This window comes from Mycobacterium sp. NGS26, assembly GCF_059813025.1.
This window is the reverse complement of the sequence record NZ_JCALDU010000003.1, coordinates 299,522-323,870: the sequence shown is the minus strand read 5'-3', so window position 1 is coordinate 323,870 and position 24,349 is coordinate 299,522. Positions and strand designations below refer to the sequence as shown.

Genomic DNA, 24,349 nt, shown 5'->3' with positions numbered 1-24,349 from the left:
GTTCAGAGCCTTTCGACGATGGTGGCGACGCCCATGCCGCCGGCGACACACAGCGTGATCAGCCCGTAGCGGCCGTCGCGGCGTTCGAGCTCGTCGACGACGGTGCCGAGCAGCATGGCGCCGGTGGCCCCGAGCGGGTGGCCCATGGCGATGGCGCCCCCGTTGACGTTGTACTTCTCGTCGGGCACGCCGAACTCCCGTTGGACCTTGATCGCGATGGCCCCGAAGGCTTCGTTCATCTCGAACACGTCGATGTCGTCGATGGTCAGGCCGGCGGTCGCCAATGCCTTGCGCACCGCGGGGATCGGGCCCTCGAACATCAGCACCGGGTCGGCGCCGCTGGTCGCCGCGGAGACGATCCGGGCGCGGGGCACCAGGCCCGACGCCTTGCCGGCGCCTTCGTTGCCGACCAGCACCAGCGCGGCGCCGTCGACGATGCCGGAGCTGTTACCGCTGGTGTGGACATGGTCGATGGTCTCGACGAAGTGGTAGCGCTGCCGCGCCACCGCGTCGAACCCGCCGAACTCGCCGATCCCCGCGAACGCGGGCTGCAGTTTCGCCAGGTCCTCGGCCGTGGTTCCCGGGCGCATGTGCTCGTCGTGGTCGAGGACCGTCAGCCCGTTGATGTCACGCACCGGCACAACCGATTTCGCAAAGCACCCGCCCGACCACGCCGCCGCGGCGCGCTCCTGCGAGCGCACCGCGTAGGCGTCGACGTCGTCGCGGGTGTAGCCCGCGATGGTGGCCAGCAGATCCGCGGCCACGCCCTGCGGGATGAAGTAGTTGTCGTAGGCGGTAGCCGGGTCGTGGGCCATCGCGCCGCGATCGCTGCCCATCTCCACCCGCGACATCGACTCGACGCCGCCGGCGATGACCAACTCGTCGAAACCCGAACGCACGCCCTTCGCGGCGATGTTGACCGACTCCAGGCCCGAGCCGCAGAACCTGTTCACCTGCACGCCGCCGACGGTGTCGGGCAAGCCGGCGACGTTGACCGCGGTGCGGGCGATGTCCATGCCCTGGTCGCCGATCGGGGTGACGACGCCGAGCACCACGTCGGAGACGCGGTCCTCGTCCAGGTTCGGGAACCGGCTGCGCAGCTCGCCGATCAGCCCGACGACGAGGTCGATCGGCTTGATCGTGTGCAGCGCGCCGGTGCTCTTGCCCTTACCCCGTGGCGTGCGGATCGCCTCGTAGACAAACGCTTCGGTGGTCATCGGTTGGCCTGTTCCGCCAGACGAGCGTGATATGCGGCCCGCGTCGCGGCGTCGGCCCCGGCCACCACCCGGTCGAATCGCGTCGCGTGGGCGACCGCGAACCGGGCCCGGGGCGGCAACAACGACAGCGTCTTGAGCAGCGCACCCATCGACGCGGGCACGGTCGCCGCGACACGGTTCTTCCCGACGGCTGCGACGATTCCGCGCGCGACGTCTTCCGGTTCCGCCGTCGCGATCGGCTTGGCCCACCCGGGAACCTTGCTGCCGGCCGACAATTCGGTGTTGATGATTCCGGGCAACACGCAGGTCACGCTTACGCCCTGCTCGCGCAATTCGCGGTACAGCGCCACGGTGAAGCCGACGACGAAGTGCTTGGTGCCGCAGTAGGTCGCCATGCCGGGCTCCGCGTGGATGCCCGCCACCGACGCGACGTTGACGATGTGGCCGCGCCCGCGCGTGACGAACCGCCGGCCGGCCAGCCGCGAACCGTTCAGCACGCCATGCACGTTGATGTCGATCAGGCGGTCGGTCGTCTTCTGCTCCTCGTCGAGGAAGGGGCCGGTCGGCATGATGCCCGCGTTGTTGACCAGTACGTCGAGCGGGCCGAGCTCGGTCTCGGCGGTCTCCAGGAACCGCGCGAACGAGTCGCTGTCGATCACGTCGAGGGGAAGGCCCACCACCCGCGCACCGGCGTTCGCCGCGAGGGCCGCGGCCGCGGTGTGCGCGAGGTCGGCGTCGAGGTCGCCGATGGCGACTTTGGCACCCCTGGCGAGGAACGCCTCGGCCGTCGCGCGCCCGATGCCGCGCGCACCACCGGTGATCGCAACAACTTTGCCTGCGAGTTCGACTGTCTCCCTTTCCGTCTGGGGACGCGCGCTACAGCGAGCGACTGATGATTTCCTTCATGATTTCGCTGGTGCCGCCGTAGATCTTGTTGACGCGGGCGGCGGCATAGGCGCGGGCGATGGGGTACTCCATCATGTAGCCGTAGCCCCCGAAGAACTGCACGCACCGGTCGACGACCGCCACGCCCTTGTCGGCGGCGATCAGCTTGGCGATCGAGGCGGTCGCCGGGTCGTTGTGACCGTCGATGTATTGCTGCACGCAGTAGTCGACCGTGGTCTTGATCGACAGCACCTCCGCCTTGAGCTCGGCCAGCTCGAACTTGTTGTGCTGGAACTTGATCAGCGGCCGGCCGAAGGCCTCGCGCTCCTTGGTATAGCGGATCGCCTCCAGCACGGCGGCTTCGGCCATGCCCGCGCACAGCGAGGCGATGATCAGGCGTTCCCGAGCGAGTTGTTCCATCAGCTGGTAGAAGCCGAGACCCTCCCGCGCGCCGAGCAGATTGGCCGCGGGGACTCGCATGTCGGAGAAGAACAGCTCGCGGGTGTCCTGGCCGTGCTGGCCGACCTTCTCCAGCAGGCGCCCACGCTCGAAGCCGGGTAGGTCGTCGACCTCGGCGACGATCAGCGACACCCCCGCCGCGCCCTCTGCAGGATCGGTCTTCGCGACGATGACCAACAGGTCGCAATGGGTTCCGTTGGAAATAAAGGTCTTCGACCCGTTGACGACGTACTCGTCGCCGTCGCGCACCGCGGTGGTGCGCACCGCCTGCAGGTCGGAGCCCGTGCCGGGCTCGGTCATCGCGATGGCGAGCACGAGCTCTCCGCTGATGATGCCCGGCATCCACCGTTTCTTCTGCTGCTCGTCGCCGTAGGTGTTGATGTAGTGAGCCACGATCGGCGAGTGCACCACCCACCCGGACGCGGTGTCGTGTGCCATCGAAAGTTCCTCGGCGACGACCGCCGAGTAGCCGAAGTCACCGTTCGCACCGCCGTACTCCTCGGGCAGGTCCAGGCCGAGCAGGCCGGCGTCGCCGAGCTTGTTCCAATACTCGCGATCGACCTGGTGCTGTTTGGCCCAGCGCTCCTGGTTCGGAGTCGCCTCCTTGCGCAGGAACTCCGCGACATGGGACCGCAGCTCACGATGCGCGTCGGTCTCCCAGCTCGCGCGATAGTCGGGAAACAGTTCGGACATGGCTACCTCACTCGGTTCAGCGGGATGTCGGCTTGCGCGGCAACGGCTTCCAGCTCGGCGGCGGTCCGCCCGGCGAAGGCGCCGCTAAGTCCCTCATGGGACCCGTCGGTCTGGAAAACCTGGATCGTGCGCTGGTAGAAGTGCGGCTCGATCGCCCCCAGCGCGACATAACCGTCGGCGGCCCGGTAGATCCCGTAGCCGGGAAACGCTCCGCCCAATACGGCGCCGTCGCCCAGCAGCCGGTACCGCACGGCGTCGCCGGCGCGGGCGGCCGCCTCCGCCAGGGACACCCGATACGCCTGTCCCGCACCGGTTCTCGCCCGAGCGACCAATGCCGCGAGCGCGGTCGACGCCGCCCGCTCGGCGCCCAGTGCGTCCGCGATCGGCACCTTGGGCATGTGCGGGGGGGTCAGCGTCCCGTGGGCCGCCTGGTAGTTGAGGTCATGACCGGGCGCTTCCGCCGAATCGCCGTCGTAACCGACGATTTCCACCAGCGACAAATTCGGGAACCGCTCTTGCGGCCGGGCGAGCCCCAGCCTCGCCAACGCCGAGGGCCGCATCGACGTGATCAGGAGGTCGGCGTCCGCCAGCAGCTCGTCGAGCTTGGCGCGGTCACCGGCATCCTTGAGATCCAGCGTCACGACCGCCTGGCCGTCGATCAACCGCTCATACCAATCCGGCGCGGCGGCGGCCAGTGGGTCGCCCGACGGCGGTTCCACCTTGGTGACCGACGCGCCCAGCTCGGCCAACCGCGCGGCCGCCAACGGCCCCGGCAGGTTGACCGCCAGCGACACGACGCTGACCTCGCGCAGCGGCTGCACCTTCGCGGCGTTCATAGGATCGACAATACAGTTGTATTGGTATTAGGTCAAACGTAACGGCTGTTGGGTTACCCGCGCTACAATTGCCGCACGTTAGGAGGTGCGTCGAGCGTGGTGACGGTCAACCCGCGGGCCAGCGATGACGATCTGACGGCCAAGGCCCGAATCCGCAACGCGGCGTTGGATCTCTACGCCCGCGACGGCGAACAACGCACGTCGCTGCGCGCGGTCGCCGCCGCTGCGGGGGTCACGCTGGGTTTGGTGCAACACCACTTCAAGACCAAGGCCGGACTGCGCCGCGCGGTGGACCAGTTGGTCGTCGACTACTTCGCCCAGACCGTCGCCGCGGTGCCGACGGACGGGACGCCGGAGGACGTGGCGGCGGCGCGCGATGACGCGGTCCGGCGCATGCTCGCGGAGAATCCGCCGGTGGTCAACTACCTCCGGCGCGTGATGCTCGAACCGTCGGACAACCAGCAGCAACTGCTCCACGCCATCGTCGACTTCACCCGCAGCGAGATCGGCATGCTGCGCGACGCGGGCCTGGCGTCGACGGCGCGACCGGAATCGCATCAGATCGTCACGGTTCTGCTGCGGCAGTTCGGCGAACTGCTGCTTCAGCCGATGCTCGAGGCGGTGTGGGAACGGGCGGCATCCAAAGGCGAGAAGCTGCCCCGCCTGGTCATCCGCGTCGCCGACTGACACCGGCTGAGTCCCCTATGGCGGCCAGTGCGAGGACAACACGTGCGGTGTCCACGTCGGCCAGGTGGGTGCGCCGACGACGTGGCCGCTGCTCAGTTGCGCGACGACACGAGGACCTTTGAGCGCGCTGTTGTCGAACACGGTGGCGGTGTCGCAGCGGGCGATCGCGGTTGCGACGAGTGGCCAAAGGCGTTGGTAGCGTTGACGAATCTTCTCCTCGGGGACGGTGTGTCCGCCGGCGTCGACCCTGTGTTTGACGCGCTGCACGGCCAACTCTTCGGGGATGAGCAGCACGTGCAGGATCACCGTGTAGCTCACCGCGTGTGCGGCGTCGATCAGCTCGAGTTTGGAAGGGCGCGAAAACACGGTCTCGGCGACGAACGATCGGCGCAGTTCGATCAGCCTGGTCCTGGTGTCGGCGGCTACCCGGGCGGTGTCGTACGCGTGGGCCTCCGGGTCGGCGGGCCAGCGATGTTTGGCGATCTCGTCGGCGTTGACGACGACGATTTTCGGCAGCAGCGGGGCGAGAGTGAGCTCGATGAATGTCGACTTGCCGGCTCCGTTGGGTCCGACGACCAGGTCGAGCCGGTTCATCGGGCCGCGGGGCTCACTTTTTGCGTCGTGTGGGTCGGCGTTTGGCCGTCACCACCACCGAAGTGCCGTCGGGGCGGTGCTCGACGATCTCGCCGGCCTCGTTGAGGGCCACGGTCGTGATGCCGCGCTTGGCCAGCAGCTCGCCGTAGTTTGACTCCGCCAGGTTCTCTTGGATCGCCGCGGCGATCTCGGCGTTGAAGACGACGCCTTCCTCGACGCTGAGGTCGCGCAATTCCACTTCCCCGGCCAGCGCTGCTTCGACCCGTCGACGTGCAGCGGTGTGCTGACTCGACACGGCGCGGCCCACCCGGGCCCAGTGATCGAGTTGCTGCTTGGCCGAGCGGCTCTGCCGTGCGCCCTCGGCCGCGGCGCTGTCGAACAGGTCGGCGGCAAACCGGGTGACTCGGTCGGCGGTATCGGCCATCGCTCCTCGATCCTGTAGCAATCTGCAACAAGCGTAGCACTTAGCTACGGATGGTGGGTGTGGTGCGAATGGGCAGCGTGCCCACACTTGGCGTGATATTCGTGCAGTGGCACACTGCCGTTCATGGACGGTGAAACCGTCACACCCGCGATCGACGAGTGCATCGCCAAGGTCGCCGCGGCGATGCTCGCCGAGCTCGACGAGGTCGGCGACCAGATGGATGCCGCCGAGGTGGAGCTCTCACCGGAGCTCGGCGCGGACGCCGCGATCCTGGCGGATACGTCGGCGAGCAACCGCGCCGTCGTCCGGCGCTTCCTCACCGTGTGCGCGCGCACCGAGGACAGACCCGTTTTGGTCGACGTCGACGTGCCACCCGAGGCGCTGGACGCCGCCCGAACGGTCGCCCGTCGAGGAATCGAGTTCAACGTCATCATCCAGGCCTACCGCCGCGGAACGCACATCGCCTGGCGACGCTGGATGGCAATGGCAGCGCGCGTGGTCCCGCCGGGTCCCGAGCTCGTGGAGTTCCTCGAGGTCTCCTCGCAACTGGTGTTCGACTACGCCGACCGGGTGCTCGGCCGCGTTCTCGAGGAGGCGCATCGCGAGCGCGAGCGAGTCCTCGGTGGCGCCCTTGCGCGACGGACCGAGACGATCCGTCTGATCCTCGACGGTGCCCCCATCGAGAGCCGAAGAGCAAGCGAACGGCTCGGCTACGACCTGGACCGCCGCCACACGGCGCTCGTGCTCTGGGCCGAACCACCCGGCGATGTCCAGGGCGCACTGGAATCGGCGGCTGCCCTGCTGGCGCGGGCCGTCGGCGCCCGCCAACCGCTCACGGTTCCCGCGGGAACGTCGACGCTGTGGGCGTGGATCGGCACCGACGGTGGCGTGACGCCTAGCACGCTGCGCGACGCGATTGGGCAAGCGCAGCCCAACATCTGTGTTGCCGTGGGCCCGACCGAATCCGGCATCACCGGCTTCCGGCGATCCCACGACGGCGCACTAGCCGTCCAGCGGATGCTCGCCGGACACGCAGGCGGCGAGCGGCTCGCGCTCTACCACGAGCTCGAGGTGACCACGCTTGCCGCGCAAGATCTCGACCGCGCCGCCGAGTTCGTCGCCACAACATTGGGCCCGCTCAGCGCCGACACACCGAGCGCGGCGCGCCTCCGCGAGACAGTGCGTGTCTTCCTCGACGAAGCCAACAACGCACCCCAAGCAGCCGCGCGCCTCCACACCCACCGCAACACCGTCCTCCAACGCGTCGCGCGCGCCACCGAACTCCTCGGGCACGCTCCAGGGGAGCGTCGCTTGGCGGTCGAGCTCGCTCTCGAGCTGGCGCATTACCTCGGCCCGCGGGTGCTCACCCGGTAGACGTGTGCTCGCGCACATATTTTGGCGCCGAGACAATGCCGGCAGACATGTCGCGCGCCTGGCTACACCGCTACCGTGAACCGCATCACAACCTCGCCCTCCCGCGCCAGGGGCCCCAGACCAAGTCCGTCAACGTCGCCCTCTGAGGAGAATCCGATGAAGACCACCGCAGCCGTGTTACTGGATGCTGGAAAGCCGTTCGAGATCATGGAACTCGATCTCGACGGTCCCGGCCCGGGCGAGGTACTGATCCGTTATGTCGCGGCCGGGTTGTGCCATTCCGATCTGCATCTCACCGATGGCGACCTGCCGCCGCGGTATCCGATCGTCGGCGGCCACGAGGGTTCCGGCATCATCGAGGAGGTCGGTCCCGGCGTCACCAAGGTCAAGCCGGGCGATCACGTGGTGTGCAGCTTCATTCCCAGCTGCGGGCACTGCCGTTACTGTTCCACCGGCCGGCAGAACCTCTGCGACATGGGTGCGACGATCCTCGACGGATTCATGCCCGACGGCAGCTTCCGATTCCACGGCGCCGGACAAGATTTCGGCGCCATGTGCATGCTTGGCACCTTCTCCGAGCGCGCCACCATCTCCGAGCACTCGGTGGTCAAGATCGATGACTGGCTGCCGTTGGAAACCGCGGTCCTGGTCGGATGCGGGGTGCCGACCGGCTGGGGCAGCGCCACCTACGCCGGGAATGTACGTGCGGGTGATATCACCGTCATCTACGGCATTGGCGGCATCGGCATCAACGCCGTGCAAGGTGCCGTGCACGCTGGCGCAAAGTCCATCGTGGTGGTCGATCCGATCGCCTTCAAGCGCGAGACGGCCCTGAAATTCGGTGCGACACACGCTTTCTCCAGCGCGGCCGAGGCGGTGGAAAAGGTGAACGAGCTGTCCTGGGGCCAAGGCGCCGACCAGGCGCTCGTGACCGTCGGCATCGTGGACGAAGAAGTCGTCTCGGCGGCGTTCGACATCGTCGGCAAGGGCGGTGTCGTGGTTGTCACCGGCCTCGCCAACCCGGAAAAGCTGACAATCCACGTGTCCGGCATGATGATGACGCTCATGGGGAAGACCATCAAGGGCACGTTGTTCGGTTCCGCCAATCCGCAGTACGACATTGTGCGGCTGCTCCGCCTCTACGACGCCGGACAGCTCAAACTCGATGAACTGGTGACAACCCGCTACCGCCTCGAGGACGTCAACCAGGGATATCAGGATCTGCGCGACGGCAAGAACATTCGCGGGATCGTGATCCACGGGGGCGCATAACATGTTCGGCGCCCGTTGATCGAAGATCGGGCCGAGCGTATTTTCTGGCGGACCCACGTCGCTGCGAAGCGAATACACGATCCTGCGCGGTGACGAATTGATTGCAGAGTGCGTGATGGTTCACGTCTGCGTGGACAGCAAGTCTTTCGCGAAGCGACCATGGCCGCACTGGCTGCGCGAGCACATCGCGGCGCAGTCGCCGTCAACTTAGTGAGGGCCGGCGGGGCTCAGCGATCGAGTGTGCCGTCACACATATTTTGGCGCTAACGCAAGGCGAGCAGACATGTCGAAGGGCCTGGTTGCGGGGATACCGTGACAACACATCGCAGCCCCCACCGTGGCCAGGAGACGCCCGTGACGATCACGACCACCAACCAGACGCAGACCACCGATTTCGACGTCCTTATCGTGGGCGCCGGGATTTCGGGTATCGGCGCGGCCTATCACCTCAAGACCCGCCGGCCAAACACGTCGTTTGTGGTCTTAGAGGCCCACGACTCGATCGGCGGCACGTGGAATTTGTTCCAGTACCCGGGCATTCGGTCGGATTCGGATATGCCCACGTTCGGCTACAGCTTCAAGCCTTGGACACACCGCAAGTCGATCGCCGACGGGCACATCATCCTGGACTATCTGCAGCAGACAGTCACAGAAAACGGTCTGGGCGAGCACATCCGGTTTGGCTATCGGGTGCGCGGCGCGGAGTTCGATTCGCAGCAGGGGCGCTGGACGGTCACCGCCGACCACGCCAGCACCGGTGAGACAACGACTTTCACCGCCCGCTTCCTGTTCCTGGGTACCGGCTACTACGACCACGATGCGGGTTTTGCGCCGGAGTTCAGCGGTGTCGATGACTTCGCGGGCCAGCTGATCCACCCCCAGCACTGGCCGGCGGACCTGGACTACACCGGCAAGCGCGTCGTCGTGATCGGCAGCGGCGCCACCGCGGTCACGCTGATCCCGTCGATGGCCGACAAGGCGGACCACATCACGATGCTGCAACGCTCGCCGAGCTACGTGTTCTCGATTCCGGCCGAGGACCCGCTCGCCAACACGCTGAACAAGCTGCTCGGCCATGACCGCGCGTACAAGATTGTCCGGCGCAAGAACATCGCGATGGGCCGCGGCATGTACAAGGCCTGCAAGCGCGCTCCGAAGCTGATGCGCAGGCTGCTGATCGCCAACGTGCGCCGGCAGCTGCCCAAGCACTTCGACGTCGACACCCACTTCACCCCGCGCTACGACCCGTGGGACCAGCGGCTGTGCATGGTGCCCAATGGCGATCTGTTCAAGGCGATCTCGTCCGGGAAGGCCTCGGTGGTGACCGATCGGATCGCACGGTTCACCAAGACCGGCATCCTGCTGGAGTCGGGCCAGGAGTTGGTTGCCGACATCATCGTGACGGCAACCGGGCTCAACATGGTGCCGTTCGGCAAGATCCAGCTCAGCGTCGACGGACGGCCGGTGTATCTGCCGGACACGACAATCTACAAGGCGATGATGCTCTCCGGTGTGCCCAACCTGGCGTTCGCCGTCGGCTACACCAACATCTCCTGGACGCTCAAGGTGGATCTGGTCTGCGAGCACTTCTGCCGCCTGCTCGACTACATGGACGCCCACGGTTACGGCACCGTCGAACCGGTGCTCGACGACCCGGACATGGAGCGGGTGCCGGCGATGGACATGAGTTCGGGCTATGTCCAGCGGGCGATCGCGAAGTTTCCGCGCGGAGGCACCAGCGGGCCGTGGGCGTTCAAGCACGCCTATGAAATGGATGCCGAACGCCTGCGCGACGGCCCGGTCGAGGACGACGCGCTGAAATTCACTCCCGCCAAGCCGGCTCTGGTGCGCACATGAAAGAACTCACCTTCCCCAGCCGCGGCGTCAGCTGCGCCGCCTGGCATGTCCCGGCCAGCACCGACGCACTCGCCGACGCGGCCGGCCGGCCGTGCGTGGTCATGGCGCACGGCTTCGGCGGCACCCGCGACAGCGGGCTGCTGGACTTCGCCGAGCCGTTCGCCGACGCCGGTATCGACGCGTTCGTGTTCGACTACCGCGGCTTCGGCGACTCCGAAGGCATGCCCCGCCAGGATGTTTCGGTCCGCCGTCAGCGGCAGGACTACCACGCGGCCATCGCGGCGGCCCGCCACCTACCCGGCGTCGATCGGGACCGGATCGCGTTGTGGGGATTCTCGTATGCCGGTGGGCATGTCATCGCGGTCGCCGCTCAGGATCCACGTGTCGCAGCGATCGTTTCGATGAATCCCGCCGCCGACGGGCGGGCCACGCTGGCGCGGATGGTGCGCCGGGGAGAAAGCGGTCTCCTGGCGCGGCTGACCGGACACGCATTGCGCGACATGGCCAGAGCCCTCACCAAGCGTTCGCCGCATGTCGTGCCCGTGGTCGGACAGCCCGGATCGACGGCGATCATCACCGCCCCGGGCCTCGAAGAGGCCTACTACGCGATGGCCGGCCCGACCGCGCGCAACGAGGTCTGCGCCCGCCATGCGCTCCAGGTGGCAGCGAACCGTCCCACCACCTTTGCGAGCCGCCTGGGCTGCCCGATGCTCATGCAGGTCGGCACCAACGACGCCGTCGTGCCCCCGAGTGCGGCGCGCCGCGCCGCCAAGAAGGCCGGATATTGGGCACAGCTGCGCGAATACCCCATCGACCACCTGGACGTCTTCCAAGTTCCGTGGCAAAAACAGGCGCTGGCCGACCAACTCGAATTCCTCACCCGCGTCCTCGATCCCGCACGGGCAGCCGACGTTCACCTCCGGTCTGCCGCCGAGCGAATGCGGGCCGGCCATGGGGTTGTGAAGTTGCCGTGGCTCGCTTCCTAGCCGAAATCAACAAAAGCAGAGGACACGACATGACTAAGAGAATTGTCTTCATCGGGGCGGCCGGCGAGATGTCTCGCGTCGCGATCGAGCGTTTCGCGAAGGCCGCCGGAGATGTGGCCTGGAAGCTGGAGTTGTACGACATCCGGCCAGAGGCCCTCGACGGCCTGGTCAAGACGTTGCCCGCCGGGTCCGCGACCGTCGGATCATTTGACCTCTTCGACGAGGCCGCTCTTCGCAACGCGATCGAGGGTGCCGCACTTGTCGTGCTGGGCGCCGGGCCCTACATCCGCACCGCGGAACCGGTGATGCAGGCGTGTATCGAAAAGAGGGTGCCGTATCTCGACCTCGATGATGACGAGGCAAGCACCCGCGCGGCGATGGAGCTCGACGCGCAGGCGAAGGACGCTGGCGTGCCGATCTTCATCGGCTGTGGCGCGTCGCCCGGGTTCACCAATGTGATGGCGGCCGACGCGGCCCGCGACATGGACACCGTCGAACGCATCGATGTGTGCTGGGTGACCGGTGACGAGGGGCCGGTCGCGTTCGGGCGGGCGGTACTCGACCACGCGATCCGGGGTTTTGCCGGACCGTGTCAGACGTGGGAGCACGGCCGCTCGGTGACTCATCAGACCTTTCTTGAGACGGATGTGTTCGCGCTGGGCAACACCCTCGGCGATTCCTACCGTCTCTACGAGTGTGCGCATCCGGAGCCGGTGACGATGCCGCGGCGCTGGCCGGGCGCCGACCGGATCCGGGTGCTGGGCGCACTCGACCCGCCCCCCACCAACGGCATCATGCGTGGCGTCGCAGTGGCCGTACAGGAACGCAAGATCTCGATGGACGAGGCCATCGACTTCATCAACGACCTCCTGACCGACAAGACCGGCTCACCCAAGGTGTGGAGGCACGCATTGTCGGGGCTGTGGGGCACGATTCGTCGCGGTGAGGTCAGCGCGGCCGAGGTCCTGAAGTTCCTGGCGATGTCGGCAGCTCGCAAACACCCCCCATTCCGCGGGACCAACTATGTGCGGGTGACCGGCAAACGCGATGGGATGCACGTGGTTTCGGTGCGTCGCGCGCCCGTGAGTGGGCCCGGCACCGTATGGACCACAATGGCATCGCTCACCGGTTCGGCCACCGCGGCGTTCATGGTGTTGGCACTCGACGAACTGGGCGAGCAGTCGGGGGTCTTGGCGCCGGAGGACTGGGTCGCCCCGGAGAAGTTTTACGAGACGCTCGCCGCCGCCGGCGGGTCGCCACTGCACGAGGTCGTGGAGGCAGTGGTCACCCCGAGCACCGCGGTGACATCGCGGACGCCAACTCTGAACAGCAATGCATGGACCTCTTGACGGAAACCGGTTGGGCCGAGCTGCCCACCGCGGGTGAGCCCGCGCTCGCCGAAGACGTGACATGCGACGTCGCCGTCGTCGGGGGCGGCGTCGGCGGTATGACGGCAGCGCTGCGGCTCGCCGAGTCCGGTGCCGACGTCGTGCTGCTCGAAGCCGAAACGTGCGGGTGGGGTGCCAGCTCACGCAACGCGGGCTACGTGACCAACTCGATCGCGGCCGACCCCGCGTTGCTGGTCCTGTTGTTCCGACGCAGCAAGGTCCGTGCGCTGTTCCAGTTCGCCGAGGCGGCAGTGGAATTCACTCAGAACGCCATCGAAAAGCGTTCCCTCGAGTGCGACTTCGAAAAGGCCGGCATCGTGCAGGCCGCGGTGTCGAAGGTGCAACTCCGCAAGGCGCGGCGCAACGCGAAGATCATGACCGAAGCGGGGTCCTCGGCCGAGTTTGTCGAGGGAAGGGACGCAGGCCTCCCGGAAGGGTTCCTCGGAGGCATGCGAGAAGGCGTCGGCGGAACCTTGAATCCGGCGAAGTATGTGCTCGGGCTGCGCAGTGCCGTCTTCGCCTCGGGCGCGAGGGTATTCGAGCACACTCGGGCGCGAGACGTCACTGACGGCAATGCCGGGGCAACGATCGTGACGGCCGATGGCAGCGTGCATGCCAGGCAGGCGCTGCTGACCGCGAACGCCTACAGCAAGGACCTCTCGATCACGCCGCGCCGGCTGGTGTCCCCGGTGTGGACCTCGCTCGTGGAAACCGAGCCGATCGCCCCGGAACGCCTGGATGCTATCGGCTGGACCAGTCGTGCACCGCTGGTGACCGCACATATGATCCTGGAGAGTTACCGCGTCACCCCGCAAAACACGATCGTCTTCGGCACCCGGCGCTTGGAGACAACGAGGGGGCCGCTGATCCCGCGGACCCCTTCGACTTTCGTGGTCGACGACCTTGTTCGCGGTTTCCGCGAACGCTTCCCGGGCTTGCGCGATGTCGCGCCGCGTCGGGCCTGGGGCGGCTGGATCGGCATGAGCTCCACCTGGCTGCCCGTCGCGGGGCAGGCCTCGGCCAACGTCCTGTACTCGCTGGCCTGCAACGGACATGGCTTCGCGCAAGCCCAGTACGTCGGCCACATGCTCGCCGGCAGACTCTCCGGCGAACCCATGCCCGCGGACCTGGCAAGTATCTGGCACAGCCGCGGCGGATTCTGGCCCAGCCTGGTCAGCTCACCGGCACTGTCGCTGGCCTGGCTCGGCGACCGCCTGGCCGATCGCCTTGCGCGCCTCTGACACCTAAATCCCTGCGGCGTCAGCGATTTCACGAGCCTTGTGCACCAGCGCATCTATCCGTGCGGTGGTGGGCGTTCCCGCGGCTGCCTTGTTTTGCGGTTCCTCCCTCGCTCGGCGCATCACGCCTTCGGCGATGATCGCCAGCTTCCACAAGCCAAGTGCGTGCCAGTACTGCAAGGTGGCCGAGTCGCGGCCGGTCGCTTCCAGGTACTGCCGCGCCATCTCCGCGCGATCGGGAAAGCCCGGCAGGGTCGACGGCGCGAATTCACCGCCCGTCGCTTCACCGGGCTCTGGCCAGTAGGTGAGCAGGGTGCCCATGTCCGCGAGCGGATCACCCAGCGTGGACAACTCCCAGTCCAGCACGGCGGCCACCTCGGCGGTCTCCCACGAGATGACCAGGTTGCGCAGGTGAAAGTCGCCATGTACCAGACTGATTTCGTGCTGCTCGGGAGCGGCGGCGGTCAGCCGACGGGTGAGCTTATCCAATTCAGGTAGCTCCCGGGTCTTGGACTTCTCCCATTGCCCTGCCCACCGCCTGAGCTGGCGCTGCGCGTACGGCTTGTGGCTGGCCAAATCCTCAAGTCCCACCGTCGCGAGGTCGACGGCGTGGATCTTCGCCAAGGTGGCGGGCAGGGACCGGGCGATCTGGCGACGCTTGTGCTGTGGCAACGCCTCGGCGACGTCCATCGTGTCGATGACCACGCCGTCGACGAACTCCATCAACACCAACGGCGCCTCGGAGTATTCCGAATCCGCTGTAACACCGAGGATTCGAGGGGCGGGTACGTCGGTGTTGCCCAGCGCCGCAATGATTTTCGCCTCGCGCATCACATCGTGGGCCGATGCCAGCAGGTCACCCAGCGGTGGGCGGCGCAGCACCCAGGCGCGACCCGCGGCGTCGGCGACGCGATACGTCAGGTTCGATTGCCCGAGCCCGATCCGCTGAAAATGCAGTGGCGCCACGAATTCGATGCCCAGCGTCGCGAGCCAGCGCGACACCACGCCGGCATCGACGCCGACCACCTCCCGCGTCTCAGGCATGGACGGACGCACCTGCCTGGAAGAGCCCGGCGTCGCCGAGGCGCTGTCCGCCGTCGATCACGAACGTCTCCCCCGTCACCCAGCTCGCCGCATCGGAGGCGAGGAACGCGATGGCCGAGCCGATGTCGTCGGGTTCACCGATCCGCGCCAACGCCGTGGCCGAATTCAACTGGCTCTCCTGGCTTTTCCACAGCGCCTCGGCCAGTTTCGTGCGCACCACGCCGGGGGCGACCGCGTTGACCCGCACCCTGGGCGACAGCTCGAGGGCCAGCTGCTTGGTGAGGTGGATCAATGCGGCCTTCGACACGTTGTACAGCCCGAGGTTGGGTTCGAAACCCATCCCCCCGATGGAAGCGATATTGACGACGACGCCACCGTGCTCGCTCATCCATGCGCGCGTCGCCAGGGATGTCCACAGGATCGGCGCCCACAGGTTCACGTCGAAGGTCTTGGCGAAGCGGGCATGGTCCTGATCGATGACCGGGCCGAAGGACGGGTTGGTGCCCGCGTTGTTGACCAGGATGTCGACGCTGCCGAACCGTTCGAGCGTCACCTCGATACAGCGCTGGGCGGCCTGCTCGTCGACGGCATGCGCAGCGACACCAATCGCATTGCCATCCACCTCGTTGGCGCCGGCATCCGCGGATTCCTGGCTGCGCGCGGTCAAGACGACATTGCCGCCCGCTGCCGCAATCGCTTGCGCCGCGGCCAAACCGATGCCTCGGGAGGCGCCCGTGATGATCGCGGTGCGCCCGGCCAGATCCAGGCGGGTCATGCCGATGCTCCGTTTCGATATTTGCGCAACTCCTGGGTCGCGATGGTCCGCTTGTGCACCTCGTCGGGGCCGTCCGCCAACCGCAGGGTGCGCAGGTGCGCCCACGCCATCGCCAGCGGGAAGTCATCGGTGACCCCGCCCCCGCCGTGCACCTGGATGGCCCGGTCGACGACCTTCAACGCGATCTTGGGTGCGGCCACCTTGATGGCCGCGATCTCGGTGCGGGCTTCCTTGTTGCCCACCGTATCCATGAGATGGGCGGCCTTGAGCGTGAGCAGCCGGATCATCTCGATGTCGATGCGGGACTCGGCAATCCAGTCGCGGACATTCGCATTGTCGCTGATCGGCTTGCCGAAGGTGACCCGCGACTGGGCCCGTTTGCACATCAGCTCCAGTGCCCGCTCGGCCATGCCGATCGCGCGCATGCAGTGATGAATGCGACCGGGACCCAGCCGGGCCTGGCTGATCGCGAAGCCCTCGCCCACGCCCTTCAGCACATCCTTTGCGGGGACCCGTACATTGTCGAAGTCGATTTCGGCGTGCCCTTCGCGATCGTGGTAGCCGAAGACCGGCAGGTTGCGCAGCACCGTGATGCCCGGGGCGTCGATCGGCACGACCATCATCGATTGCTGGCGGTGCACAGGTGCGGTCGGGTCGGTCTTGCCCATCACGATCAAGACCGCGCAGTTTCGGTGCAAGCCGTTGGAGGCGAACCACTTTCGACCGTTGAGGATGTACTCGTCACCGTCGCGCACCATCGACATCTCGACGTTCGTCGCGTCCGAGCTGGCTACTTGGGGCTCGGTCATCGCGAATGCGGACCTGATCGTGCCGTCCAGCAACGGCTTCAAGTACTTCTCCTTGTGCTCGTCGGTGCCGAAGAGGGTGAGCACCTCCATGTTGCCGGTATCCGGGGCGCTGCAGTTGCACGCCTCGGGGGCAAGGTGGCTGCGGCCCATGATCTCCGCCAGCGGCGCGTATTCGAGATTGGTCAGCCCCGGCCCCCACTCGGGATGCGGGTGAAAAAGGTTCCACAGCCCACGCTTTCGCGCCTCGGCCTTGAGCTCCTCCAGAATCGGCGGATGGTAGTGCGGGTCGCGCGATTCGCGCATCTGCTCGTCGTAGCCCGGCTCGGCCGGATAGACGTGGGAATCCATGAACTCAAGCAAAGCCGACTGATACTGCTGGGCGCGCTCGGAAACATCGAACAGGGACATGCTGGTGATCACACCGATTCGATAATCTCGTGGCGCGGAGCGCGTGTTCGTTCGTTGCTGTTATGCAGTGCGCGGTAACCGAAGTAGTACACGGTCAGCTGGGTGGCCCACGTGGTGAGGGCCAGGATGTAGAAGATCGTGTGGTGTCGATCGTCGCCGGGGATGTGGTAGAAGTCGTAGATCCCTGCGATCGCGGCCGCAGCGGCCGTGGCGACCGTTACGGCTATCGCGATACCGTATTCACCGATTCTCCACACCCGCCACGCGAAATAGAGCAGGAACAGGCTGGTGAGCGCATTCATCACGACATAGAAGATCGCCGCGGTCAGCCCGAGGTCCTGGGCGTAGAACAACATGACCAGTCCCCCGACGATGGCGAGCGCGAACACCCCGATGTCGAAGGCCGGTGAAGGCTTGAACCCGTGGGTGACCTTCATCAGACCCAGGACGAGAATCACGGTGATTCCGACCGACCGGGAGAACGCATCCAAGAAGAACGCCAGGTGATACATCGGGCTGGCTTCGTCGCCGCCGAGGAGCCCCCAAAGGAGGAAGTTGGTCCCGGAGGACCCGACGATGATCCATTCCAGGCCGAGCAGGTAGTTGTTGTAGTTGCGGAGGAACTTCCAGCCGTAGGTGAGCCCGGCGACGATCATGAAGAGATCGGCGAGTGCGAAGAGTCCGGTTTTGAGATCCATGGTCAACCTTTGTGTCGAGGCTCGATGACGCCTAGTGCGTGGCGTCGAGGATTTCGTCGCGCGGGGTGCCGACACGTTCGAGTGCGTGATAGAACCGCTGCGGCTCGGCCCACTCCTCGGGCGTGAATACCCCTGCGCGGGCGTCGGACCCGTCGTCGAGTGCGACGACCATGAACGCGGCGCACGCCGTTCCCGTCGCCGCTGCCATGTCGGTGAACAGGTAGGTGCCGGGACCGCACACCGGGGTGCGGCGACCGACCACCGTGGGTATGCCGTTGCGGAGACCGGTCACCTCGACCTTCAGGCCCGATTTGTAGGGGAACGTATGACCCACCGCCGCCAGGGCAAGGAACTTGATCAGCCCGGTGCGGGTCGCCTCCCCGGTGCGCACCAGGTTGCGCATTCCGGATAGTGCGTGGCGCCAACCCTTCACGCTGCCGAATTTGTTTGTCATCAGCGCTTCCAGGAAGTCGATGGCCTCCTCCATCGGCATCTTTCCCTTCTGCACGGCCAGCCCGACACCGCGGACGAGGCCGTTGTAAGGTGCCGGATCCAGGCCGCCGAAGCAGCGAATGTTCTTGGCATCCGGGTATTTTCGTGGCAATGTCACCGGCTCGGGGTGAGCGGTCTCGTGCACCATGGTCAGCCCCAGTCCGCCACCCAACTCCGTCCAGCGGGTCTCCAGCCACGACTGGTGCATCACCGGGCCGCCGTTCTGCCAGGTCATGCAGGGGCCTGCGGCGACGCGCAGCATGTGGTCGAGGACCGCGCGGCCGATGGATCCGCGCTCGTCGCCGACTACCCAATACACATCGATGTTCTCGACACTATCCAGTTCGCCGGCCGCGTCGGCGACCATCACATTGGTGATGCCGGGCGAGGCACCGCAGCCGACGTACATCGGCACCCCGGCCGTCCGGGCATCGTCGTGCAGCGTCAGTGCATGCAGGGTGCTCTCGATGTCGTCGTCGAAATCGAGATACGGCACTTTGGCCGCCAGGCACGCCTCCATCACGGGGCCGGCGGTGCGGTTGTACGGACCGGCGCCGAGCACGACGAGCGCGGCCCCCTCGATCGCGTTGCGAAGCCCCTCGGCGTCGTACAGGTCGAGCCGCGCCGCGGTGGCCAGGCCGGTCGGCAGCCGCTGTAGCAGCTGATCGAGGAGCTCGGGACGAATGTCGTAGAGCGCCAGCTCCCAATCGCCCTCGGCGACGACGAAACGCTCGATGGCCAATCGACACATCTCACCCGCGGCGCCGATGAAGACGACGCGCTTCTTGGCACTCCTGCTGGTCATGGCCCCCTCTTTGTGCCGTCACGGTGTTGCCCGACGAGTCTGGCAAGGCTTGGTCCGTTTCACGGTAGGCCTGGAAAATCCGCTGGGCTATGTACGCACGCCTTGACTTTCCATCCAGATATGTGCGCAAACACATCGCCAAAGCTGCCATTGACTAATGTCACCATTTGGTATTGACTTCGTTGCATGACGGACGTCGTTCCGGCCCGGGGGTCACTGCGCTCCCGCGGCGCGGCCGCGGTGAGCGCGTACACACTGCGGCCGATCACCGCGGCGATCCCGCCGGAGCGGGCGTGGGGCATCTGGCTGTCGCGCCGCATCATCGCCAGGATCATGGGCACGCTGGGCCCGTCGCTGGCGGGCACCCGCGTCGAACAGGTCGACGCCAGGCTGCCCGACGGGCGACGCGTCAAGGGCGAATGGGTGTGCGGGCCGCGGACTCCGGCGAGTGAGGCCAGACACTCGTCAACCAGCGCGGGCGCCATCTACTACGTGCACGGCAGCGGTTACGCCGTCTGTTCGGCAAGAACCCACCGGCGGTTGATCTCCTGGCTGTCGTCATTGACCGGCCTGCCGGTGTTCTGCGTGGATTACCGGCTGGCGCCGCGCCATCGCTTCCCCACCGCCGCCGACGACGTCCGGGCGGGCTGGGACTGGCTGCTGCAGGCCCGCGGGGTGTCGCCGAAACAGGTTGTGATCGCCGGTGATTCGGCGGGCGGCCACCTGTCCGTCGACTTGCTGCTGCAACCCGAGGTCGCCGCGAATCACCCGGCCGCCATGGTGCTGTTCTCGCCGCTGTACGACATCACCTTCGAGCTGTCCCTGGCGCGCGAGCGGGTGCGTCCCGACCCGGCCGCCCGCGCCGCCGACGCGCTTCGCTTGGTCCGCCTCTACCACGGCGGCGTCGATCCCACCCATCACCGGTTGACGCTCGACGTCGCCGGCGGCCCCGCACTTCCCCCGACCCTGATCCAGGCCGGCGGGGCCGAAATGCTGCAGGAGGATGCGCGCCAGCTGGCCGCCGACATCCAAACCGCCGGTGGCCGTTGCGAATTGCAGATCTGGCCGCACCAGGTGCACGTCTTTCAGGCGTTGCCGCGGATGACGCCCGAGGCGGCCAAGGCGATGGCGTACGTCGCGCGTTTCATCGCCCACACGCTGCAGGACGCGCGCGTGCTCGCCGACGAGGCGGGCTGAAAATGCTTGGGCCGCTGGGCAACCTGCTGGGCAACTCGAAGACCACCAGCCGCGGCGCGTCGGCGGTGGTGACCGGCGCCGGCAGCGGCATCGGCGCGGCCTTCGCCGTCGAACTCGGCCGCCGCGGTGGCGCGGTGGTCTGCAGCGACATCGACGAGGCCGCCGCCCAACAGACGGTTGACGCGATCACCGCGGGTGGCGCCAAAGCAGTGGCGGTCCGTTGCGACGTGTCCCGGTTCGACGACGTGTGCGCGCTGGCCGAGCAGGCGCAGGCCTGGCTCGGCGCGCCACCGACGCTGGTGATCAACAACGCCGGCGTCGGCGCCGGCGGCGCGGCCATCGGCGATACCCCCCTGGACGATTGGGTGTGGACCCTGGGCGTCAACCTGTGGGGCCCGATTCACGGCTGCCACGTCTTCACCCCGATCCTGCGCGAGGCCGGCCCGTCGCACGCGCCGCGGGGCATCATCAACGTCGCGTCGGCGGCGGCGTTCGGTGCGGCCCCCGGCATGGCCGCCTACAACGTCAGCAAGGCCGGCGTGCTGTCGCTGTCGGAGACCCTGGCGGCCGAATTGTCCGGAACCGCGGTCAAGGTCACCGTGCTGTGCCCGACCTTCGTCAAGACCAACATCGTGGAATCGGGCCGCATCAGCGAGGAGTCCGGCGAGCTGGCCACCAAATTGATGCGCTGGACCGGCTTCTCGCCGGCGAGGGTGGCGCGCATCTGCCTGAACGCGCACGACCGCGGCGAACTGTACTGCATGCCCCAGCTCGACGCCAAGCTCGGCTGGAACGCCAAACGCCTGGCCCCGCAGGCATACACGCGTGCCATCGGCCTGCTGTCCCGGGCGACGACCAACCATTAGAACGAAAGGAGCTTCCGGTGGCCATCGACATGGAAGCCATGCTCGCCAAGATCAAGGATCGCCAGTGGGCGCTCGCCGACATCGACTGGGACGCGCCCGGTGCCGACATGATCACCGACGAGCAGCGGCCACAACTCAAGGCGTTCATGGCCGACCTGTGCTGGATCGAAAACATCGGCGCCAGAGGATTTGCGGCGCTGGCCAAGAAGGCGCCCACCCCGACCGTCGGCGAGATCTACCGCTACTTCCACGCCGAGGAGCAGCGTCACGCCAACGCCGAACTGGCGCTGATGAAGCGCTGGGGCATGCTCGAGGACGGTGAGGTTCCCGAGCCGAACGTGAACATCCGACTGGCAATCGACTGGCTGGACCGCTGGGCTGACGACATGCCACTGTCGCTGCTCGGCACCGTCATCCCGATGCTGGAAGTCGCGCTGGACGGCGCTCTGCTGAAATTCCTCCTCGACGAGGTGCACGATCCGGTGTGCCATCAGGTCTTCGAGAAGATCAACAATGACGAATCACGGCATCTGGTTGTCGATTTCGAAGTTCTCGACATCATTGGTCACGCGAAGATTCGACGGCTGCTGATCGACTTCGTCGGCCACCACGCAACCCCGGGCCTCATCATCGGCGCGGTCATGGGCGCACCGCTCATCAACAGAATCCGCAACGAGATCACCGCCATGGGCATGGAGCCCGAGCGGCTCTACAAGGCCGTGAAGCGATTCAAAGAACTGGGCGACCGCGCCGAACACGCCAGGCGGGTGCCGACCTACCGGTTCCTGAGGCGCTACGCCGGCGTGGTGACGAATCCGCGTCACCCCTACCACCTGCTGGCCAATTCGATGGTGTGGCTTTCCGACCGGTATCCGCGGCCGCTGCTGCCGTCGGTACCCACCTGGGTCCGAGAAGTCACCTACAAGCCGGCGGCGTGACGATGGCGAACAACCACACCCACGCGGCCCTGATCGTCGGGGCGGGCTTCACCGGGCTCGGCGCGGCGATCCGGCTGGCCGAGGCCGGCGTCGACGACATCGCCATCCTGGAGCGTTCCGACCGGGTCGGCGGAACCTGGCGCGACACCACCTATCCCGGCGCCAGCTGCGACATCCCGTCGCTGCTCTACTCGTACTCCTTCGTCAAGAACCCGGCGTGGTCGCGCACCTACTCGCCCGCCCCGGAGATCCGCGGCCACCTGGAGGACATGGCGACGTCGTTCGGCGTGCGCCCCCACATCCGGTTCGGCCACGAGGTCAGCGGCCTGACGTTCGACGAGGATGCCGGCGTGTGGACGGCAAAAACGAAGACCGGCAAGAAGTTTCGCGCCCGCACCGTCGTGCTGGCCTCCGGGCCGCTGTCCGACGTCAGCCTCCCCGACATCCGCGGGCTGAACAGCTACCGCGGCCACACGATCCACAGCGCCCGCTGGGATCACGACTACGACTTCGCCGGCAAGCGGGTCGCCGTCATCGGCACCGGCGCCAGCGCCATCCAGATCATCCCCGAACTCGTCAAGCGGGCCGGGTTCGTCAAGGTGTTCCAGCGCACACCGGGGTGGGTGCTGCCGCGCCTGGACGTCGCCACCCCGCCGGCCGTGCAGGCCCTGTTCGCCAAAGTGCCCGCGGCACAGCAGCTTGCCCGTCAGGCGCTGTTCTGGGGGCACGAGGCCAGTGCCACGGCGCTGGTGTGGGACACGCCGCTGACCTCGCTGGTGGCGCGGCTGGGGCGGGCGCACCTGCGGATGGCCGTCAAGGACCCGTGGCTGCGCCGCCAGCTGACGCCCGACTTCACCCCGGGCTGCAAACGCATGCTGGTGTCCAGCGACTACTACCCGGCGCTGCAGCGCGACAACTGCAAACTCATCGACTGGCCGATCGCGACGCTGAGCCCGGCGGGCATCCGCACCAGCGACGGCATCGAACACCACCTCGACTGCATCGTGTTCGCCACCGGTTACGACGTCCATTTGACCGGGCCGCCGTTCGAGGTGACCGGACTGTGCGGGCGCTCGCTGGCCGCCGAATGGGCGCGCGGCGCACAGGCTTACAAGAGCATCAACGTGCACGGGTACCCGAATTTGTTCTTCATGACCGGGCCCAACTCCGGCCCCGGCCACAACTCGCTGCTGGTCTACATCGAGGGTCAGCTCGATTACGCCGTGCGGGGCATCACCACCATCCTCGGCAGCGACCTGCGCTACCTCGACGTGCGCGAGGACGTCCAGCGCCGCCACAACGAGCGGATTCAGCGCCGGCTCACCAAGACGACCTGGATGTCGGGTTGCCGCAGTTGGTATCTCACCGCGGACGGGTTCAACGGGTCGATGTACCCCGGGTTCGCCACGCAGTATCTTCGCCAGATGAGGGATTTCCGAGTCTCCGACTACCACGCGGTGGCACGCCACGCCCAGACGTATGCCGTCTCGTCCGCCTGAGCCCGGCACGATCGCCAGCGTGCTGCACAACGTGCGGCGCGCCCCCAAGCGCGTCCGGCGCCAATCCCGCGATTTCATCGAGACGGCCGTGTCGCAGCTCTTCGACGCGGCGACCCGCCACGGCGCCGCACCATCGGGGGCGTCCGGCGAGTACCGGATCGACGACCTGGCCCGGCTGGCCGGCACCACCACCCGCAACATCCGCGTCTACCGCGATCGCGGGTTGCTGCCGCCGCCGTTGCGCGTCGGCCGCATCGCGTTGTTCAACGACACGCACCTGACGCGGCTGCGACTGATCACCTCGATGCTCGACCGCGGATACAACATCGCGCACGTGCGCGAAATGCTCAGCGCGTGGGAGGAGGGCAAGGACCTCGGCGACGTGCTGGGCCTGGAGACGGCGATCGTGGGCACCTGGACCACCGAGAAACCGGAAACCATGCCGCTCGGCGACGCCCAGCGGCTGGTGGACGACCCACGCGCGTTCGAGCGGCTGGTCGCGCTGCAACTGATCCGGGTCGACGGCGCCCAGGCCACCCTCACCCGGCCCAAACTCATCGAAGCCTTCAACGAAATCCGCGGCTACGGCGTCAAATTGGACAAGCTCATCGACCTGCACGAGCAGATCGTCCCCGAGATCGACAAGATCAGCGACCTGCTGGTGCGCGCGGGCGCCGAACACGTCATGGACCGGATCAAGCCCGGCCAGCCGCTGCCGGCGGACGCCGAGATCGCCGAGCTGATCACGATGCTGGTCCGGTTTCGCACCCAGGCCGTGGCGAGCGTCACTGCCACCCTGGCCGCGTCGATCGAATCGAACATCGAGTCGCTCGTCAGCCGCATACTCGCCGACTACCTCGAGCAGTCCGCCGACAGCGAGCCGCACCTGCGGCAGGTGAAGTAGGCGC

The 24,349-nt window shown here is 67.0% G+C and carries 22 protein-coding genes and 1 pseudogene; 12 read left to right on the top strand and 11 right to left on the bottom strand.

Features of this window, described 5'->3' with window-relative positions; all coding sequences use genetic code 11:
• Window positions 1–2 precede the first annotated feature (2 nt).
• The 4 genes and pseudogenes from AC5Y6X_RS12480 to AC5Y6X_RS12465 form a co-directional block, all read right to left on the bottom strand.
• On the bottom strand, window positions 3–1,217 hold the full coding sequence (locus AC5Y6X_RS12480) for an acetyl-CoA C-acetyltransferase (protein ID WP_499986739.1): 1,215 nt from the start codon (window positions 1,215–1,217) through the stop codon (window positions 3–5).
• Window positions 1,214–2,065: pseudogene (locus tag AC5Y6X_RS12475) on the bottom strand (SDR family oxidoreductase); the annotation flags it as partial. The pseudogene AC5Y6X_RS12475 and the gene AC5Y6X_RS12480, both read right to left, overlap by 4 nt.
• 28 nt (window positions 2,066–2,093) lie before the next feature.
• On the bottom strand, window positions 2,094–3,254 hold the full coding sequence (locus AC5Y6X_RS12470; RefSeq protein WP_499986738.1) for an acyl-CoA dehydrogenase family protein: 1,161 nt from the start codon (window positions 3,252–3,254) through the stop codon (window positions 2,094–2,096).
• A gap of 2 nt (window positions 3,255–3,256) precedes the next feature.
• Window positions 3,257–4,090, bottom strand: coding sequence for a CoA transferase (locus AC5Y6X_RS12465; RefSeq protein ID WP_499986737.1), 834 nt, complete (start codon window positions 4,088–4,090; stop codon window positions 3,257–3,259).
• Between the two features lie 96 nt (window positions 4,091–4,186).
• Between AC5Y6X_RS12465 and AC5Y6X_RS12460 the strand changes: the two genes are divergently transcribed.
• The gene (locus AC5Y6X_RS12460) at window positions 4,187–4,777 is read left to right on the top strand and encodes a TetR/AcrR family transcriptional regulator (protein WP_499986736.1); all 591 of its coding nucleotides are present in this window, start codon (window positions 4,187–4,189) and stop codon (window positions 4,775–4,777) included.
• Window positions 4,778–4,792: 15 nt separating this feature from the next.
• Here AC5Y6X_RS12460 and AC5Y6X_RS12455 read toward each other — a convergent pair whose 3' ends face one another.
• Window positions 4,793–5,371 carry an ATPase gene (locus AC5Y6X_RS12455; protein ID WP_499986734.1) on the bottom strand — a complete coding sequence of 193 codons (579 nt, stop codon included), beginning with the start codon at window positions 5,369–5,371 and terminating at the stop codon, window positions 4,793–4,795.
• Between the two features lie 13 nt (window positions 5,372–5,384).
• Window positions 5,385–5,795, bottom strand: coding sequence for a TA system antitoxin ParD family protein (locus tag AC5Y6X_RS12450; protein ID WP_499986733.1), 411 nt, complete (start codon window positions 5,793–5,795; stop codon window positions 5,385–5,387).
• A 123-nt stretch (window positions 5,796–5,918) separates the two neighbouring features.
• Here AC5Y6X_RS12450 and AC5Y6X_RS12445 point away from each other — a divergent pair, with 123 nt between their 5' ends.
• The 6 genes from AC5Y6X_RS12445 to AC5Y6X_RS12420 all read left to right on the top strand — a co-directional run bounded on the left by AC5Y6X_RS12445 (window position 5,919) and on the right by AC5Y6X_RS12420 (window position 13,913).
• The gene (locus AC5Y6X_RS12445) at window positions 5,919–7,169 is read left to right on the top strand and encodes a PucR family transcriptional regulator (RefSeq protein ID WP_499986732.1); all 1,251 of its coding nucleotides are present in this window, start codon (window positions 5,919–5,921) and stop codon (window positions 7,167–7,169) included.
• Window positions 7,170–7,325: 156 nt separating this feature from the next.
• The gene (locus AC5Y6X_RS12440; RefSeq protein ID WP_499987041.1) at window positions 7,326–8,441 is read left to right on the top strand and encodes an NDMA-dependent alcohol dehydrogenase; all 1,116 of its coding nucleotides are present in this window, start codon (window positions 7,326–7,328) and stop codon (window positions 8,439–8,441) included.
• 354 nt (window positions 8,442–8,795) lie between these two features.
• Entirely contained in the window at window positions 8,796–10,298 is a 1,503-nt protein-coding gene (locus tag AC5Y6X_RS12435; protein WP_499986730.1) for a flavin-containing monooxygenase, read from the top strand.
• Entirely contained in the window at window positions 10,295–11,284 is a 990-nt protein-coding gene (locus AC5Y6X_RS12430; protein ID WP_499986729.1) for an alpha/beta hydrolase, read from the top strand. The genes AC5Y6X_RS12435 and AC5Y6X_RS12430 overlap by 4 nt, the downstream gene beginning before the upstream one ends.
• Before the next feature lie 29 nt (window positions 11,285–11,313).
• Window positions 11,314–12,633 (top strand): saccharopine dehydrogenase family protein, encoded by a 1,320-nt coding sequence (locus AC5Y6X_RS12425; protein WP_499986728.1) that lies wholly within the window; start codon window positions 11,314–11,316, stop codon window positions 12,631–12,633.
• Window positions 12,621–13,913: an NAD(P)/FAD-dependent oxidoreductase gene (locus AC5Y6X_RS12420; protein ID WP_499986727.1), complete on the top strand. Its 1,293-nt coding sequence runs from the start codon at window positions 12,621–12,623 to the stop codon at window positions 13,911–13,913. The genes AC5Y6X_RS12425 and AC5Y6X_RS12420 overlap by 13 nt, the downstream gene beginning before the upstream one ends.
• Window positions 13,914–13,916: 3 nt before the next feature.
• Here the strand turns inward: AC5Y6X_RS12420 and AC5Y6X_RS12415 are convergent, their stop codons facing one another.
• From AC5Y6X_RS12415 to AC5Y6X_RS12395, 5 genes are read right to left on the bottom strand one after another with little or no spacing between them, the layout of a single operon-like run.
• The gene (locus tag AC5Y6X_RS12415; RefSeq protein WP_499986725.1) at window positions 13,917–14,954 is read right to left on the bottom strand and encodes a phosphotransferase family protein; all 1,038 of its coding nucleotides are present in this window, start codon (window positions 14,952–14,954) and stop codon (window positions 13,917–13,919) included.
• Window positions 14,947–15,729 carry an SDR family oxidoreductase gene (locus AC5Y6X_RS12410; protein WP_499986724.1) on the bottom strand — a complete coding sequence of 261 codons (783 nt, stop codon included), beginning with the start codon at window positions 15,727–15,729 and terminating at the stop codon, window positions 14,947–14,949. The genes AC5Y6X_RS12415 and AC5Y6X_RS12410 overlap by 8 nt, the downstream gene beginning before the upstream one ends.
• Window positions 15,726–16,946: an acyl-CoA dehydrogenase family protein gene (locus tag AC5Y6X_RS12405; RefSeq protein ID WP_499986723.1), complete on the bottom strand. Its 1,221-nt coding sequence runs from the start codon at window positions 16,944–16,946 to the stop codon at window positions 15,726–15,728. Before AC5Y6X_RS12405 ends, AC5Y6X_RS12410 begins: the two co-directional genes overlap by 4 nt.
• Before the next feature lie 8 nt (window positions 16,947–16,954).
• Window positions 16,955–17,644, bottom strand: a complete 690-nt coding sequence (locus AC5Y6X_RS12400) for a transporter (RefSeq protein ID WP_499986722.1) — start codon at window positions 17,642–17,644, stop codon at window positions 16,955–16,957.
• 31 nt (window positions 17,645–17,675) lie between these two features.
• A complete protein-coding gene (locus AC5Y6X_RS12395) occupies window positions 17,676–18,941 on the bottom strand; it encodes a saccharopine dehydrogenase family protein (protein ID WP_499986720.1) in 1,266 nt (421 codons plus the stop codon).
• A gap of 186 nt (window positions 18,942–19,127) precedes the next feature.
• Here AC5Y6X_RS12395 and AC5Y6X_RS12390 point away from each other — a divergent pair, with 186 nt between their 5' ends.
• The 5 genes from AC5Y6X_RS12390 to AC5Y6X_RS12370 are packed head-to-tail and all read left to right on the top strand — an operon-like array spanning window position 19,128 to window position 24,345.
• Window positions 19,128–20,138 carry an alpha/beta hydrolase gene (locus tag AC5Y6X_RS12390; RefSeq protein WP_499986719.1) on the top strand — a complete coding sequence of 337 codons (1,011 nt, stop codon included), beginning with the start codon at window positions 19,128–19,130 and terminating at the stop codon, window positions 20,136–20,138.
• A 2-nt stretch (window positions 20,139–20,140) separates the two neighbouring features.
• The gene (locus AC5Y6X_RS12385) at window positions 20,141–21,004 is read left to right on the top strand and encodes an SDR family NAD(P)-dependent oxidoreductase (RefSeq protein ID WP_499986717.1); all 864 of its coding nucleotides are present in this window, start codon (window positions 20,141–20,143) and stop codon (window positions 21,002–21,004) included.
• Window positions 21,005–21,021: 17 nt separating this feature from the next.
• The gene (locus tag AC5Y6X_RS12380) at window positions 21,022–21,942 is read left to right on the top strand and encodes a ferritin-like domain-containing protein (RefSeq protein ID WP_499986716.1); all 921 of its coding nucleotides are present in this window, start codon (window positions 21,022–21,024) and stop codon (window positions 21,940–21,942) included.
• Window positions 21,939–23,441: a flavin-containing monooxygenase gene (locus tag AC5Y6X_RS12375; RefSeq protein ID WP_499986715.1), complete on the top strand. Its 1,503-nt coding sequence runs from the start codon at window positions 21,939–21,941 to the stop codon at window positions 23,439–23,441. The genes AC5Y6X_RS12380 and AC5Y6X_RS12375 overlap by 4 nt, the downstream gene beginning before the upstream one ends.
• On the top strand, window positions 23,422–24,345 hold the full coding sequence (locus tag AC5Y6X_RS12370; protein WP_499986714.1) for a MerR family transcriptional regulator: 924 nt from the start codon (window positions 23,422–23,424) through the stop codon (window positions 24,343–24,345). The genes AC5Y6X_RS12375 and AC5Y6X_RS12370 overlap by 20 nt, the downstream gene beginning before the upstream one ends.
• Window positions 24,346–24,349 lie beyond the last annotated feature (4 nt).